This window comes from Mesorhizobium sp. ISC11, from assembly GCF_037162595.1.
Lineage (GTDB): Bacteria > Pseudomonadota > Alphaproteobacteria > Rhizobiales > Rhizobiaceae > Mesorhizobium > Mesorhizobium ciceri.
This window is the reverse complement of record NZ_JAVSPW010000001.1, coordinates 1,031,302-1,045,155: the sequence shown is the minus strand read 5'-3', so window position 1 is coordinate 1,045,155 and position 13,854 is coordinate 1,031,302. Positions and strand designations below refer to the sequence as shown.

Annotated in this window: 15 protein-coding genes; 10 read left to right on the top strand and 5 right to left on the bottom strand. The window is 62.2% G+C overall.

Annotation, left to right across the window (positions count from 1 at the left end; genetic code table 11):
* The first annotated feature begins 48 nt into the window (after positions 1 to 48).
* From RPF88_RS05260 to RPF88_RS05250, 3 genes are read left to right on the top strand one after another with little or no spacing between them, the layout of a single operon-like run.
* On the top strand, positions 49 to 534 hold the full coding sequence (locus tag RPF88_RS05260; RefSeq protein ID WP_127224122.1) for an endonuclease domain-containing protein: 486 nt from the start codon (positions 49 to 51) through the stop codon (positions 532 to 534).
* Positions 531 to 3,101: a GcvT family protein gene (locus RPF88_RS05255; protein ID WP_027160490.1), complete on the top strand. Its 2,571-nt coding sequence runs from the start codon at positions 531 to 533 to the stop codon at positions 3,099 to 3,101. Before RPF88_RS05260 ends, RPF88_RS05255 begins: the two co-directional genes overlap by 4 nt.
* Before the next feature lie 9 nt (positions 3,102 to 3,110).
* Positions 3,111 to 4,466 (top strand): M24 family metallopeptidase, encoded by a 1,356-nt coding sequence (locus RPF88_RS05250; RefSeq protein WP_063168192.1) that lies wholly within the window; start codon positions 3,111 to 3,113, stop codon positions 4,464 to 4,466.
* Here RPF88_RS05250 and RPF88_RS05245 read toward each other — a convergent pair.
* Together RPF88_RS05245 and RPF88_RS05240 are read right to left on the bottom strand one after the other, a co-directional pair.
* Positions 4,431 to 5,258: a phosphate/phosphite/phosphonate ABC transporter substrate-binding protein gene (locus RPF88_RS05245; RefSeq protein WP_337121859.1), complete on the bottom strand. Its 828-nt coding sequence runs from the start codon at positions 5,256 to 5,258 to the stop codon at positions 4,431 to 4,433. The two genes, RPF88_RS05250 and RPF88_RS05245, sit on opposite strands and share 36 nt — an antisense overlap.
* 91 nt (positions 5,259 to 5,349) lie before the next feature.
* Positions 5,350 to 6,360: a fatty acid desaturase gene (locus RPF88_RS05240; protein WP_024501297.1), complete on the bottom strand. Its 1,011-nt coding sequence runs from the start codon at positions 6,358 to 6,360 to the stop codon at positions 5,350 to 5,352.
* Positions 6,361 to 6,590: 230 nt separating this feature from the next.
* Here RPF88_RS05240 and RPF88_RS05235 point away from each other — a divergent pair, with 230 nt between their 5' ends.
* Positions 6,591 to 7,448, top strand: coding sequence for a helix-turn-helix domain-containing protein (locus RPF88_RS05235; protein ID WP_024501298.1), 858 nt, complete (start codon positions 6,591 to 6,593; stop codon positions 7,446 to 7,448).
* 131 nt (positions 7,449 to 7,579) lie between these two features.
* On the top strand, positions 7,580 to 8,602 hold the full coding sequence (gene bmt / locus RPF88_RS05230; protein ID WP_275953160.1) for a betaine--homocysteine S-methyltransferase: 1,023 nt from the start codon (positions 7,580 to 7,582) through the stop codon (positions 8,600 to 8,602).
* A 15-nt stretch (positions 8,603 to 8,617) separates the two neighbouring features.
* Here bmt and RPF88_RS05225 read toward each other — a convergent pair whose 3' ends face one another.
* The 3 genes from RPF88_RS05225 to RPF88_RS05215 form a co-directional block, all read right to left on the bottom strand.
* Positions 8,618 to 8,887 (bottom strand): hypothetical protein, encoded by a 270-nt coding sequence (locus RPF88_RS05225; protein WP_024501300.1) that lies wholly within the window; start codon positions 8,885 to 8,887, stop codon positions 8,618 to 8,620.
* Between the two features lie 211 nt (positions 8,888 to 9,098).
* Entirely contained in the window at positions 9,099 to 11,213 is a 2,115-nt protein-coding gene (locus tag RPF88_RS05220; protein ID WP_337121858.1) for a YfbK domain-containing protein, read from the bottom strand.
* Positions 11,214 to 11,215: 2 nt separating this feature from the next.
* Positions 11,216 to 11,776, bottom strand: a complete 561-nt coding sequence (locus RPF88_RS05215) for an RNA polymerase sigma factor (protein ID WP_027160496.1) — start codon at positions 11,774 to 11,776, stop codon at positions 11,216 to 11,218.
* A 156-nt stretch (positions 11,777 to 11,932) separates the two neighbouring features.
* On the opposite strand from RPF88_RS05215, the gene RPF88_RS05210 reads away from it, so the two are divergent.
* Genes RPF88_RS05210 through RPF88_RS05190 form a run of 5 tightly spaced genes read left to right on the top strand, consistent with a single transcriptional unit; the run spans position 11,933 to position 13,839 of the window.
* Positions 11,933 to 12,256: an ArsR/SmtB family transcription factor gene (locus RPF88_RS05210; protein WP_013531187.1), complete on the top strand. Its 324-nt coding sequence runs from the start codon at positions 11,933 to 11,935 to the stop codon at positions 12,254 to 12,256.
* Positions 12,253 to 12,678 carry an SRPBCC family protein gene (locus RPF88_RS05205; RefSeq protein ID WP_013531186.1) on the top strand — a complete coding sequence of 142 codons (426 nt, stop codon included), beginning with the start codon at positions 12,253 to 12,255 and terminating at the stop codon, positions 12,676 to 12,678. The genes RPF88_RS05210 and RPF88_RS05205 overlap by 4 nt, the downstream gene beginning before the upstream one ends.
* Before the next feature lie 54 nt (positions 12,679 to 12,732).
* Positions 12,733 to 12,954 carry a hypothetical protein gene (locus RPF88_RS05200; RefSeq protein WP_013531185.1) on the top strand — a complete coding sequence of 74 codons (222 nt, stop codon included), beginning with the start codon at positions 12,733 to 12,735 and terminating at the stop codon, positions 12,952 to 12,954.
* A 12-nt stretch (positions 12,955 to 12,966) separates the two neighbouring features.
* Positions 12,967 to 13,407, top strand: coding sequence for a DUF1801 domain-containing protein (locus tag RPF88_RS05195; RefSeq protein WP_064993719.1), 441 nt, complete (start codon positions 12,967 to 12,969; stop codon positions 13,405 to 13,407).
* A 39-nt stretch (positions 13,408 to 13,446) separates the two neighbouring features.
* Complete coding sequence (locus tag RPF88_RS05190; protein WP_013531183.1) at positions 13,447 to 13,839, top strand: VOC family protein; 393 nt, start codon at positions 13,447 to 13,449, stop codon at positions 13,837 to 13,839.
* The last annotated feature ends 15 nt before the right edge of the window (positions 13,840 to 13,854 follow it).

Genomic DNA, 13,854 nt, shown 5'->3' with positions numbered 1-13,854 from the left:
GAGCTTATGCACGCTGGCACCCTTCCTCTCCCTCCGGAGGGGGGAGAGGTGGCGTCGCGAAGCGGCGACGGAGTGGGGGAAGGCGCTCATGAAACCCGTAGCCGTCGCAAAACGGGCACTACCCAGCGAGCCAGAAAACTCAGGCAAGGTGACAACCAGGCCGAAGCGCTGCTTTGGCTTGAGTTAAAGGCCCGCAAGCTTGGCGGCTACAAGTTCACGCGACAGTTCTCTATCGGACCATACTACGCGGACTTCGCTTGCCGCAAAAATTGGCTTGTCGTGGAAGTCGACGGACACCAACACGCCGGCAGCTCATATGACCGCCGCCGCGACGATTTCATGCGTGCCCAGGGCTATTCGATCCTGCGTGTTTGGAACCATGACGTCCTGAAACATCGTACTCCGGCCTGTGAAACCATCCTCGCCGCGCTTGATGGCAGCCTGGCCGAGAACACGGCCGCATCCGATCTCCGCTTTGTTTTCACACCCCGCTCACCCGATTCAATCTCTTCAAACACGGACCTATCCAGATGAAATCACACGTAAAAGCGGTTGTCATCGGCGGCGGCGTCGTCGGCTGCTCGGTTCTCTACCACCTGGCCAAAGCCGGCTGGACCGACATCATGCTGATCGAGCGCTCTGAACTCACATCCGGCTCGTCCTGGCACGCGGCGGGCGGCTTCCACACGCTGAACGGCGACCCCAACGTCGCCAAGCTGCAGGCCTATACGGTGCAGCTCTACAAGGAGATCGAGGAGATATCCGGCCAGTCCTGCTCGCTGCATTTGACCGGCGGCGTGATGATGGCCGATACGCCCGAGCGCATGGACTTCCTGCGCCTTGCCCACGCCAAGGGCCGCTATCTCGGCATGGACACAGAGCTGATCACCCCTTCCGAAGCCAAGGCGATGTTCCCGCTGATGGACGAGACCAATTTCGTCGGCGCCATGTGGGATCCGGTCGAAGGCCATCTCGACCCGTCCGGCACCACCATCGCCTATTCAAAGGCGGCGAAAAAACTCGGCGCCGAGATCGTGCTGCGCAACCGCGTCGTGGAATTGACGCAGGAGGTCGACGGCACCTGGAATGTCGTCACCGAACAGGGCACGGTGAAGGCCGAGCATGTCGTCAATTGCGGCGGCCTGTGGGCGCGCGAGATCGGCCGCATGGTCGGCGTCGAACTGCCGGTTCTGGCCATGGAACATATGTATCTGCTCACCGAGCCGATGCCGGAGGTCGAGGAATTCAACAAATCGACCGGCCGCGAAATGATCGGCGTGCTCGACTTCAAGGGCGAGATCTACACCCGCCAGGAGCGCAACGGCATCCTGCTCGGCACCTACGAGAAGGCCTGCAAGCCGTGGTCGCCGGTCAACACGCCATGGGATTTCGGCCACGAATTGCTGCCGCCGGACCTCGACCGCATCGCGCCGTCGCTGGAAATCGGCTTCAAGCATTTCCCCGGCATCGAAAAGGCCGGCATCAAGCAGATCATCAACGGCCCCTTCACCTTCGCGCTGGACGGCAACCCGCTGGTCGGCCCGGTGCAGGGCCTGACCAATTTCTGGTGCGCCTGCGCCGTGATGGCCGGCTTCAGCCAAGGCGGCGGCGTCGGTCTGGCACTGTCGAACTGGATGGTGCATGGCGATCCTGGCTTCGATGTCTGGGGCATGGATGTTACACGCTTCGGTGAATGGGCCGGCCTGCGCTACACCAACGCCAAGGTGCGGGAAAACTATTCGCGCCGCTTCTCCATCCGCTTCCCCAATGAGGAACTGCCGGCGGCACGTCCGGCGCAGACGACGCCGCTCTACGACACGATGCTGGCCAACAACGCGGTCATGGGCGACAGCTGGGGCCTCGAAACCCCGCTCTGGTTCGCACCTGAAGGCAAGGAACCCAGGGATATCGTCTCCTTCCATCGCTCCAACGATTTTGGGCCGATCGGCGAGGAAGTGCGCGCCACGCGTGAGCGCGTCGGCGTCACCGAGATCGCCAATTTTGCCAAATACGAAGTCTCGGGACCCGCGGCCGAGGATTTCCTCAACCGGCTGATGACCAACCGCATGCCGAAGACCCGCCGCATCGTGCTGACGCCGATGCTCAACGAGTTCGGCAAGCTGATCGGCGACTTCACCATCGCCAAGGCGGCAGAAGACCGCTTCATGATCTGGGGCTCTTCGGCGGCGCAGAAATACCACATGCGCTGGTTCGAGAAGCACCTGCCGAAGGACGGAACGGTGCGCATCCACCGCTTCGACCAGACGCTGGTCGGCCTGTCGATCGCCGGGCCGAAATCACGGGACCTGCTGCAGAAACTGGTCGATGTCGACGTCTCGACAAAAGCCTTCCGTTTCATGGATTTCCGCGAGATGGCTGTTGGCGGGGCGCCTTGCATGGTCAACCGCATCACCTACACCGGTGACCTCGGCTATGAAATCTGGATGGCGCCGGCCTACGAACGCCTGGTTTACAAAGCGATCAAGGACGCCGGCGAGGAATTCGGCCTTGTCGATTTCGGCATGCGCGCTCTGCTCTCCATGCGCCTCGAAAAGAACTTTCCGACCTGGTTCCGCGAGTTGCGGCCGATCTATGGACCGTTCGAAGGCGCGATGGACCGCTTCATCAAGCTCGAGAAGAATGACTTCATCGGCCGCGAGGCCGCCGCCAAGGAACAGGCCGAGGGGCCAAAGCTGCGCCGCGTCTCCTTCATCGTCGATGCCACCGACGCCGATGTCATGGGTGACGAGCCGATCTGGGCCAAGGTCAGCAAGGACTACGGCACGGTGGAAAAGCCGCATGGCTATGGCGCGCCGCGCTTCGACAAGGGCGGCAAGGAAATACGTGGCTCCAAGGCTGCCGAAGGCGCATCCGCCGTGCGCGGCATCGTCGACGGCGACTGGCGCGTGGTCGGCTGGGTCACGTCGGGCGGCTATGCGCATTATGTGCAGAAGTCGATGGCGCAGGGCTATATCCCCGCAGCGCTTGCCGAGGACGAAAGTGCCGGGCTGTTCGAGATCGAGATCCTCGGTCAACGGCGCCCGGCCCGCATCAATGTCGAAGCGCCCTTCGATCCGAGCGGCGAGAAGATGCGGACCTGAGGTTCGACGATGGACAGCGCGGGGCCGAAGGGCAGCTTTGGCCGCCACCGCAAGATCATGCCGTTCGAGCCGGGCTCGATCGAAGCTTTGCGCGACGCCTCCCGTCAGAAGGCGGGTTCGCTCAACCAGCATGTGCTGGGCTATGGCCCGCAGGCCGAGGCTGAGTGGGCGGCGGCAGGCATTGCCGCGCCCGACCTGGCGGCGATGCGAAAATACCGGCTGGAGCGTATCCGCGCCGAGCTGAAGCGGCGCGGCTATGCCGGCGCCCTGCTCTACGACCCCGTCAACATCCGCTACGCCACCGACAGCACCAACATGCAGCTTTGGGTGGCGCACAATCCGACGCGGCATTGCTTTGTCGCCACTGAAGGCCCGGTGGTGCTGTTCGATTATTTTTCCTGCGAGCACCTGTCCGACCATTCCGGCGTCGTCAACGAGGTGCGGCCGGCGGTGTCGTGGATGTATCTCTATGGCGGTGAGCTGACCGAGCAAAAGGTCCGCCGTTGGGCCGCCGGAATAGCCGATTTGGTCAGGGAATATGGTAGCGGCAACAGCCGCATCGCCGTCGACCACATCAATCCCGAAGGCGTCGAGGAGCTGGCTCGCCTCGGCATTTCCATCGGCAATGGCGAAGCCGTGATGGAGAACGCGCGGCTGATCAAATCGCCGGACGAAATCCTCGCCATGCGCCGGGCGATTGTCGCTTGCGAAGCGGCGATGGGCGAGATGGAACAGGCGCTGAAGCCGGGCATTTCCGAGAACGAGCTATGGGCGGAATTGCATCGTGGCAACATCGCGCGCGGCGGCGAGTGGATCGAGACGCGACTGCTGACGTCAGGCCCGCGCACCAATCCGTGGTTCCAGGAATGCTCTTCGCGAAAGATCGAGGCTGGCGATCTCGTCGCCTTCGACACCGACCTGATCGGCCCCTACGGCTTCTGCGCCGACCTGTCGCGCACCTGGCTGTGCGGCGATGCAAACCCGTCGAATGAACAGCGCGCCCTGTTCCGCATCGCCGCCGACCAGATCGAACACAACACGGCTCTGATGCAGCCAGGCATCTCGTTTCGCGACCTCGTCGAAGCCTCGGCGGTGCCGCCGGGTGACTGCTTCCCGACGCGCTACGGCGTGCTCTATCACGGCGTCGGTCTGGCCGATGAATACCCGACCTTGCCGCATGCCAGCGACTGGACATCGGACACGCCGGACGGCGTGCTGGAACCTGGCATGGTGCTGTGCGTGGAAAGCTATATCGGCCGGCTTGGCGGGCGCGAAGGCGTCAAGCTCGAAGAGCAGATCCTGATCACCGAGGCCGGCAACGAACAGCTCTCAACCTACCCGCTGGATACGAGGCTGCTCGGATAGTCCGGCAAGCGCTTCTCGCATTGCCCTGACTGTCTTTTCCGGCGTTGCCCTCGCCGTGATGAACGGCAGGCCTTTGCGCCGTCCGGTCCAGCCGACGATCGCGACTTTCCGCGCTGCTGGCTCGAAGCGCTGCGCCAGCGCCCAGCTTTCGCAGTCGATCGCTGCAACATCGGCCCAGCCCTCGGCAATGGCGACGATTGAAGCGCGGTGACCGCCGCTCTCGCTACGCGACGAAAAGATGTCCAAGCCCTCGTCGGCCGCTCGCAGGTCGCGCGTCAGCGCAATGATGCCCGACATGGAATCGAGGCTGTTGAAGGTGAAGCGCTTGCCGCGGATCAGATCGAGCGGGATGAGAGCGCTGCCATCCGCAGGCGATCGAACTTCCGGTCCCTCGCCTATCCGCATCACCAGAGCGCTCGAATAGAGCTCGCCCTGCCCGCCTTCATAGGCGTCATAGCTCGGCTGGCCGACCACCTGCACATGCCTGGACAGGCCAAGTTCCATCGGCCCCCAGCAGGTCTGCGCGAACAGCAGCAACGGATGCAGCCACAATCTATGGAAATCGAGTTCATCCGGCGGCAATGTCGCGGGATCGGGTGCGATCAATGCACCGGCAGCATCGCGAATTCCGCCCGGCACCGGCGGCAGGTCCCCATTGCGCCGCACGATGGCTTCCGGCGCGTCGATCCCCTTTTGCCGAAACGCATCGCGCAGCAGCACCCATTGCGCGTCGACCTCATCGCGCACTTCGGGCCAATCATACATCGGCAACGCCGCAACCAATTCACTCATGCCGATATCAAATCATCATGTCTGGAAAAAGGATCGCGAAAACGCGGCGTCCAATCAGAGTTGGCCGACACGGATTCCGGGTAGGCCGGAATTATTCCTTGGGCGGCTCGGCGGGAACCGGCGCACTGCCGAGCCCGCTGATGCTGCGCGCCCTGATGCGCGGCTTGAAGGCCCTGCCCGGCTCAGGCGCACGCCGCAGCACCGGGTGCACGATCGGCTCTTTCGCCTTGAACGCATAGGCTTTGACCAGCGCGAAATAATTCGGATAGGCATAGCCATTGTTCATCCGCAGCCATTCCTCACGGCGGTCGCGAAACAGCTTGGGCAGCTTGTACCAGGCCACGGTCGGGGTCTTGTGATGGACGAAATGCAGATTGTTGTTGAGGAACAGGAACGACAGCGGCGAGCGCTCGACGATCACCGTACGGCCTTCCGGATGTTCCGACCATTGATGCTCGGCGAACGTACGGATCGAGATCAGCGACTGGCCGAGCCAGACCGGCACCAGAATGTAAAGCCACAGCGGGATGCCGAAGCCGAACTGAACGATCGGCAGCACGACGGCCAGGCCGATCGCATGCAGCAGCCAGGCCTTGCGGATCGGCTTGTCGCCAGCGATCACCTGCTTGGCATCGTCGATGAAGAAGCCGACGCAGGACAGCCACGGGCCGAGCACGAAGCGGCCTGCCATGGTGTTGTTGATCTTGAGCAGGAATTTCATCGTCGGCGGCAGCTCGTCATGCTGCCAGAGCGCCTGATAATAGCTTTCCGGGTCATCGAGCGGGTCGGTCAGCCGCTCGTCGGCGTGGTGACGCAGATGAATGGTCTTGAAGCGGCGGAACGGCCAGACCAGACCGATCGGCAGAAACACGAAGGCTTCGTTGACCCGCGCGTTGCGCGTCGGATGCCCGTGCAGCACTTCGTGCATGATCGACGACTGCAATGCGGCGGTGAAGGCGAGGACGGCGAGCGCCAGGACGGGATAGGAAGGCCAGAGCAGGAAACCGGTGGCGAGCCATGTCGCGTAGCAGAAGAAGGCGAGTACCACGGTTGGCCACTCAATGGCCCGTACGCTGTGTCGCCTGATGCTCTTGCTCGTCATGCTATCGACCACTGCCCCTCAGTCGCCGGAATCCCAATTGATTCCTGACAGCATTGTGTCAGGAGAAATGATTCCACTCAACGAGACAAAGTGCACAAACTGTTGCGATTGCGCATTTTTGACCGCACATGTTATACATTGTAAACAGACTTAGGGATTCATTTACGCCTAACGCCACCCTCGGAGCGGTTCCGGCGCAAATTTTTCCTCAATCCAGGTGGAGCACGGACATGGACAAGCGCGACCTGTCGACGATCTTCCGCGAGCGACTGAAAATGCTCTTGACACGCTCCGACCTGAACCAGTCGGCCTTCGCAACCGCGGTCGGCATCGACCGCTCGGCGCTGTCGCAACTGCTGTCGGGCGCCTCGACGCGCCTGCCCCGCGCCGAAACACTGCTCAACATCGCCGCCGAGTTCAAGGTGTCGCTCGATTGGCTCCTCGGCCTCAGCCAGGACGAAGGTCTCACCGGCGAAATCCGCGAAAGCCTGGAGATCGAAGAGGCACCGGATGGTTTCGACCGCACGCTGTTGGCCAAATGGCATGCCGAGGCGGCAGGCACCAAGATCCGCTACGTGCCTGCCGGCATTCCCGATCTTCTGCGCACCGAAGCGCTGGTCGACTACGAAGCCGGCATCGCCAACAAGAGCCGCCTGGCGCAGGCCGGCGAAACGCAATACCGCATCGACTACAACAGGCGGCCTGAGACCGACATGGAAGTCTGCATGCCGCGCCACACGCTGGAGATATTTGCCCGCGGGCTGGGTGTCTGGGACCGTTTCCCCGAAGCCGACCGGCGCGCCCAGCTGCTGCACATGGCGACGCTGCTCGACGACCTCTACCCGACCTTCCGGCTATTTCTCTATGACGGGCGGATGCGCTATTCGATCCCCTACACCATCTTCGGACCCTATCGCGCCGCCATCTATGTCGGCGACATGTATCTGGTGCTCAACGCCACCCAGCCGATCCAGACGCTGATCCAGCACTTCGACAATCTGATCCGGGCCGCCGACATCAATGCGCACGAGGCGTCCGGCTTCGCGCACAGACTGGCCGGTATGTCATTCTCAACAGGCACTGCCTGATCTTCGGCAACAATGATCCTTTGGACGGAAACCGGCCTCCGCATTGGTGGCCGCGTTGCCGCCATTCCATTGACTACACATAAAGACTTCTTTATATCCTTATTCGACTTCGAAACATGAAAGCCAATCCGATGACGACCACCAACCCGATCGATGCTCTGCTGGCCGAAAAGGGCGTGCTGCTGGCCGATGGCGCCACCGGCACAAACCTGTTCGCCATGGGGCTGGAAGCCGGCGAGGCGCCAGAGCTGCTCAACGAGACGGCGCCCGACACCATCACCAGCCTGCATCAGAATTTCGTCGATGCCGGGGCCGACATCATCCTCACCAACTCGTTCGGCGGCACCCGTCACCGCTTGAAGCTGCATCATGCGCAGGACCGTGTGCATGCGCTGAACAAGCGCGCCGCCGAGCTCGCGCGCGCCGTCGCCGACAAGGCCGGCCGCAAGGTCATCGTCGCCGGTTCGGTCGGCCCGACCGGCGAATTGCTGGTGCCGCTCGGCGCCATGACCTATGACGAGGCGGTCGACGCCTTCGCCGAGCAGATCGAGGGTCTCAAGGAAGGCGGCGCCGAAGTCGCCTGGATCGAGACGATGTCTGCTCCCGACGAGATCCGCGCCGCCGCCGAGGCTGCCATCCGCGTCGGCCTGCCCTACACCTATACCGGTTCCTTCGACACCGCCGGCCGCACCATGATGGGCCTGCTACCCAGGGATATCCACGGCGTCACCGACGGGCTGTCGCAGGCGCCGCTTGGCGTTGGCGCCAATTGCGGCGTCGGCGCGTCTGACATCCTGGCCTCGCTGCTCGACATGACCGAGGCGAAGCCGGAGGCAACGGTGATCGTCAAGGGCAATTGCGGCATTCCCGAATTCCGCGGCACCGAAATCCATTATTCCGGCACACCCGAACTGATGGCCGACTATGTCAGGCTCGCCGTCGATGGCGGCGCCAAAATAATCGGCGGCTGCTGCGGCACCTCGTTCCAGCACCTTGCCGCCATGCGCAAGGCGCTCGACGCGCACACCAAGGCGGATCGTCCGACGGTTGCCGCGATCGTCGAGCGCATCGGCCCGATGCGCAACAAGGTGGCGACGGAAAATACCGCCGAGACCAGCGAAGCCCGCCGCGAGCGCCGCCGCAGCCGGGCCTGAGCTTATCGGTTTCGATTATTCGCTGTTGTCGGCGTAGCTCGACTGCGCCGACTTGAAGTCGACCACATTGTCGCTGTGCATCGTCATCAGCGCGCCGGATGAAACCGGATCGGTTATCTGCTCCAGCATGATGCGGAAGCGGTCATTGGTCAGCGCCGACATGGCGGTGTGGCGCGCCTGCGCGACATCGTCACTGATACGCCTGGATTCCGATGATGGGGCCGATGAAACCGCCGAAGCATCTCGTGCCGGCGGTGTCGAGTTGGCGATAGTCCTGATCTGCAATTTCGGCTCCCTCAAGCCCGGTACACCTGTCCTGCGTAACAAGCAGGGGTTGCGATCCGCTACCGGAAATGCCGCGCAATTTAACGACCTGGAGATTCTCCGAAAAAAGGCCGGCAAGGGAATGAACCCCCTCGCCGGCATGCCTCACCGCCCGCGGTCGGTTTCCCCTGTCAGAACGATCCCATCTGAAAGAAACCGGCCGTCATCACCACTACCGATTACCGCCCAGCGCCGAGGCAAGGCGCACAAGCGAGAGGAACTCGGACCTGTACCCAAACGGGTCGGCTCCTCGAGCGGCAGTGGCGATCTCCATGATCTTGTCGTAACCGAACTTCGCGGTCGCATCCTCGTCGCGCAGCTTCTGGCCGAAGGCGGCGACCGCGACGGAGAAGCGCTGGTCGGTGCTGGCCTGGTCGAAAGACGAGATCTCGTTGGCCGAGGTCACAGGCGTGGCGATCAGCTTCGAGACGTCTTCATTCGGCAGCTTGTAGCGGATCTTGACGAAGGCATATTCGTCCGCATTGGCAACGCCGCCATTGTCCACCGACGCCTGGCCATAACGCAGCGCGTCGATCTGTTCGCCGCCGCTGCCCTTTGGCGTGATTTCATAGATCGCGGTGACGGAATGGCCCGAGCCGACATCGCCGGCATCGACGCGGTCATTGTTGAAATCCTCGCGGTTCAAGGCGCGGGTCTCGTAGCCGATCAGGCGATATTCCGAGACCTTGTTCGGATTGAACTCGACCTGGATCTTGACGTCCTTGGCGATGGTGAACAGCGTCGACGATGCATCTTCGACCAGCACCTTCTCGGCTTCGGCCAGCGTGTCGATATAGGCGGCGGTGCCGTTGCCGTTCTGGGCGATGGTCTGCATCATCTGGTCGTTCAGATTGCCGCGGCCGAAGCCGAACACCGACAGGAAGACACCGGTCTTGCGCTCTTTTTCGATCAGCCGCTTCAGATCGTCGTCGTCGCTCTGGCCGACATTGAAGTCGCCGTCGGTGGCGAGCATCACCCGGTTGACGCCGTCCTTGACGAAGGATTTCTGCGCCAGCCTGTAGGCTTCCTTGATGCCCGCCTCGCCGGCCGTGCTGCCGCCGGGCGTCAGATTGTCGATGGCACTGAGGATCTTGTCCTTTTGGGACGCCTTGGTCGGCTCCAGGACCGTGCCGGCGTCACCCGCATAGGTTACGATCGAGATCGTGTCGTCGGCCTTCAGCTTGCTGACCAGCAGCCGAAAAGCCGATTTGAGCAGCGGCAGCTTGTCCGGCTCGTCCATCGAGCCCGAGACATCGATCAGGAAGACCAGATTGGCCTTCGGCTGCTCGGTCGGCTTGACGTCAAAACCCTTGATGGCGACATGCATCAGCCTGGTATGCGTGTTCCACGGCGTCGGCATGACGCTGACGGTCGAGTTGAATGGTGTCGAGGCCGACTCCGGACCCTTCCAGTCATAGGGGAAGTAGTTGATCATCTCCTCGACGCGAACAGTATCGACCTGCGGCAGGGTGCCCTGCTTCAGCGAGCTGCGCACGAAGGAATAGGAGGCTGTGTCGACGTCGATCGAGAAGGTCGAGACCGGATCCTCGAGTGCCGCATGCACCGGATTGGTCTTGAAATCCTCGATGCGGTCGCGGTTTTCCGGTTGCGGCTGCATCTGGTCGGCCGGCAAGGTCGACGGCTGCTGCGGCGCCATCAGCTTGGACTCGGCCGGCATGCGGGCCCGCGACGTACTGGGCGCACTTACGGCGCCATCCAATGCGAATTCGCCTGTCGGTGCCGGTGGCGCAGGCTCGGCCAGCACACCGCGCTCCAGTGCATTCTGTTGTGCCGCGCCGGAAGCAACGGTCGATTCGGATTTCTGCGGCGAGGCCGGCGCCACAAGCGCATCGGTCGCGTCGCGGCTTTCCACATCGGCGTCGGCTTTCTTGTCCGTCTCCAGCCCGGTCGGAGCCGGCTTCGGCTCGGCGGTCGTCGGCTTCACGGTCGCCGGCTTGTCGGCCAGCGTCTCGGTGATTTTCTCGTCGCCGCCGAATTTCGGCGGCTGTTCCCTCAGCATATGGAAGGTGGCGTATCCGGCGATCGGCAGGGCGACGAGCCCGGCAAGAACCGGCGTGGCAATGAGTTTCTTTTGCATGATCTCGCTCCAGAGCTTTTGTGCTCGCTCTGTGAGACGAAGCCCGCCAACCGATCCTTGGGTAACGGCAGAAATATTTTCCTGATCGTATGCGCGCAGGGCGGCTTCGAAAGCACGTGCCTTGGCATCCTTGGCGGGCGCCGGCGCTGCTATATCGCGCAGTCTGTTGAGTTCGTTGTCGTCAACCATGGTCACACTTCCCCGGCCGCGCGCATCAGCGTCTTCAGCCGTTTCTTCGCTTCATGGATGTGCCAGGAAACCGTCGTCTCCGAGATTGTCATCGCCTCGGCCGCGGCCGCATGGCTCAACCCTTCGCCATAGACCAGCAAAACTGCGTCGCGCTGCTTGTCCGGCAATCGCCGGACGGCCGCCCATAACGCTTCGGCAGGGTCTTCCGGTTCGACCGACGCCTCGCTCGAGATCAGTGCATGGACGCCATAGGCCTCGGTCTTGACGGTCTCGCGGGCGGACTTTCGCATCACGTCGCGCGCGGCGTTCATCGTCACGGAATAGAGCCATGTGGTGAAGGCGCCGCCGCCGCGATAGTCGCGGATCGCTTTGCCCAGCCTGACGCAGACTTCCTGGGCGATGTCTTCGGCATCGGCCTTCCTGCCGCACCAGCGATAGGCGGCGCGATAGACGAAGTCATAGTGCCTTTCCAGCAATGTGCTGAAGGCCCTCCTGTCTCCGCCCTTCGCCCGCCCGATCAGTTCGGCGTCGGAGGCTTCGCTCTCATCCAGCATCATCGCCATCATTTGCCTGTTGGACGAAGGCTAATGGCTAATCCTTGGGGCAATGGAAAGATTTTTTTGGAAACCGCCGGATCGGGACCGCCAACACCCCCGCTTGACATATCCATATCTCGACAGTTATACGTAAATCAATAGCCACAAGGTTATCGATCCCGGATGACGAACGCTCACGATGTCCTCTTCAGAACGCTCTCCGATCCGACGCGTCGCGCGATCTTCGAGCGCCTGTGCCGGCAAGGCGAGCAGACGGTCGGCGCCCTGACGGCTCAGTCGGGGGTCTCTCAACCTGCAGTGTCGAAGCATCTCGGCGTGCTCAAGCAGGCCGGGCTGGTGCGCGATCGCCATCAAGGACGGCAGACCCATTACAGCGCCCAACTGGCAGCACTTTCCCCACTGACCGACTGGACGAACCAGATGAACGCGTTCTGGCAGAGCCGGTTCGACGATCTCGAAAATTTGCTCAAAAGAATGGACCAATGACCAACATTGCGACCGAAACGCGCTCTGTCATCGTCGAACGTGAGATCCCCTATCCGCCGGAAAAAATCTGGCGCGCGCTGACCCAACCGCATCTGATCGAGGAATGGCTGATGAAGAACGACTTCAAGCCAGTCGTGGACCACCGTTTCAAGCTGCGGAAGGAACCGCAACCTGACGTAAGCATCGTTGTGGACTGTCAGGTAACAGCCGTCGAGTTGAACAAGACACTGTCCTACACCTGGCAGGCCTATGGCCTTGAGAGTGTCGTCACCTGGACCCTCGTGCCGACCAGCACAGGCACCCGGTTGCGTATGGAACAGTCCGGCTTCCGGCCGGATCAGGAGCAGGCGTATCGGGGCGCGACGAGCGGGTGGCGGCAGTACTTTGCAAATCTGAGTCAGGTCCTGGCGAGGATAGATTGAAACTCGCAGGTGCGGATCGGTGGTCCGCACCGGCTATTTTGACAGGAGGAACTATTGGACTGGAACAAGTGGGTTCGGCAAATGCATCGCTGGCTGTCGATCATCTTTGCGCTGACCGTCATCGCCAACTTCGCCACCATGGCATTCAGGCAGCCTCCCGCCTGGGTGGTCTACTCGCCGCTCCTGCCGCTCCTCCTGCTGTTGCTCAGCGGCCTGTACATGTTCGTGCTGCCCTATGCCGCCAAGGGACGCGGCGTGCAGCGTGCCGGCGGGTAGGAGTGGGGCAGAGTGGCCAGGACGCAGGGACAATCGACCGAAGCCAAGGCTGCGCCAGTGCTGCTCTCCGGCGGCAACCCGCAAATCGCCAAGGGCGACGGCGACGCCCCGGTGCAGGCCTATATCGCTGCGATGCCGGACTGGAAGCGCGGCCTGGGCGAGCGCCTCGACGCGCTCATCGTGGGCAACGTGCCTGACGTCCGCAAGGCCGTGCGATGGAACTCACCCTTCTACGGCATCGAAGGCCAGGGCTGGTTCGCGAGTTTCCATGTATTCACCCACTATGTGAAGATGACCTTTTTCAGTGGCATCTCATTGCAACCGATCCCACCAGGCGGCACGGCCAAGAGCAAGGATGTGCGCTGGATCGACATCCGCGAAGACCGGTTCGACGAGGCGCAAATGGCGGAATGGATCAAGCAGGCCGCCGCCCTGCCCGGCTGGACCCCGTAGCGGCCACAGACGCAAGAATACGACAGAGGAGAAAGAGCGATGAAGATCAAGCTGACCAGCGTGTATGTGGACAACCAGGAAAACGCATTGCGCTTCTACACCGACGTGCTGGGCTTCACCAAGAAGGCCGATTTCAGCAACGGGCCCTATCGCTGGCTGACAGTGACCTCGGCTGAAGAGCCTGATGGAACCGAACTGCAGCTCGCGCTCAACGACAACCCGGCCGCCAAAGCCTATCAGGAAGCCATCTTCCAGCAGGGTCAGCCTGCGGTCATGTTTTTCACCGACGACGTCAAGGGCGACTACGAGCGCATCAAGGCGAAGGGTGGCGCGTTCACCATGCCGCCGACCGAGGTGACCGGTTCAACCATCGCCCAGCTGAACGACAGCTGCGGCAACCTCGTTCAGATTACCCAACTGGCGCGCTGGTGACAGGCAGCGGTTGAA

Coding starts and splice junctions, on each gene's coding strand:
- RPF88_RS05205 (WP_013531186.1), top strand. CDS start 12,253: ATGACCAACATTGCGACCGAAACGCGCTCTGTCATCGTCGAACGTGAG.
- RPF88_RS05245 (WP_337121859.1), bottom strand. CDS start 5,258: ATGAGTGAATTGGTTGCGGCGTTGCCGATGTATGATTGGCCCGAAGTG.
- RPF88_RS05255 (WP_027160490.1), top strand. CDS start 531: ATGAAATCACACGTAAAAGCGGTTGTCATCGGCGGCGGCGTCGTCGGC.
- RPF88_RS05235 (WP_024501298.1), top strand. CDS start 6,591: ATGGACAAGCGCGACCTGTCGACGATCTTCCGCGAGCGACTGAAAATG.
- RPF88_RS05250 (WP_063168192.1), top strand. CDS start 3,111: ATGGACAGCGCGGGGCCGAAGGGCAGCTTTGGCCGCCACCGCAAGATC.
- RPF88_RS05190 (WP_013531183.1), top strand. CDS start 13,447: ATGAAGATCAAGCTGACCAGCGTGTATGTGGACAACCAGGAAAACGCA.
- RPF88_RS05240 (WP_024501297.1), bottom strand. CDS start 6,360: ATGACGAGCAAGAGCATCAGGCGACACAGCGTACGGGCCATTGAGTGG.
- RPF88_RS05210 (WP_013531187.1), top strand. CDS start 11,933: ATGACGAACGCTCACGATGTCCTCTTCAGAACGCTCTCCGATCCGACG.
- RPF88_RS05220 (WP_337121858.1), bottom strand. CDS start 11,213: ATGGTTGACGACAACGAACTCAACAGACTGCGCGATATAGCAGCGCCG.
- bmt (WP_275953160.1), top strand. CDS start 7,580: ATGACGACCACCAACCCGATCGATGCTCTGCTGGCCGAAAAGGGCGTG.
- RPF88_RS05215 (WP_027160496.1), bottom strand. CDS start 11,776: ATGGCGATGATGCTGGATGAGAGCGAAGCCTCCGACGCCGAACTGATC.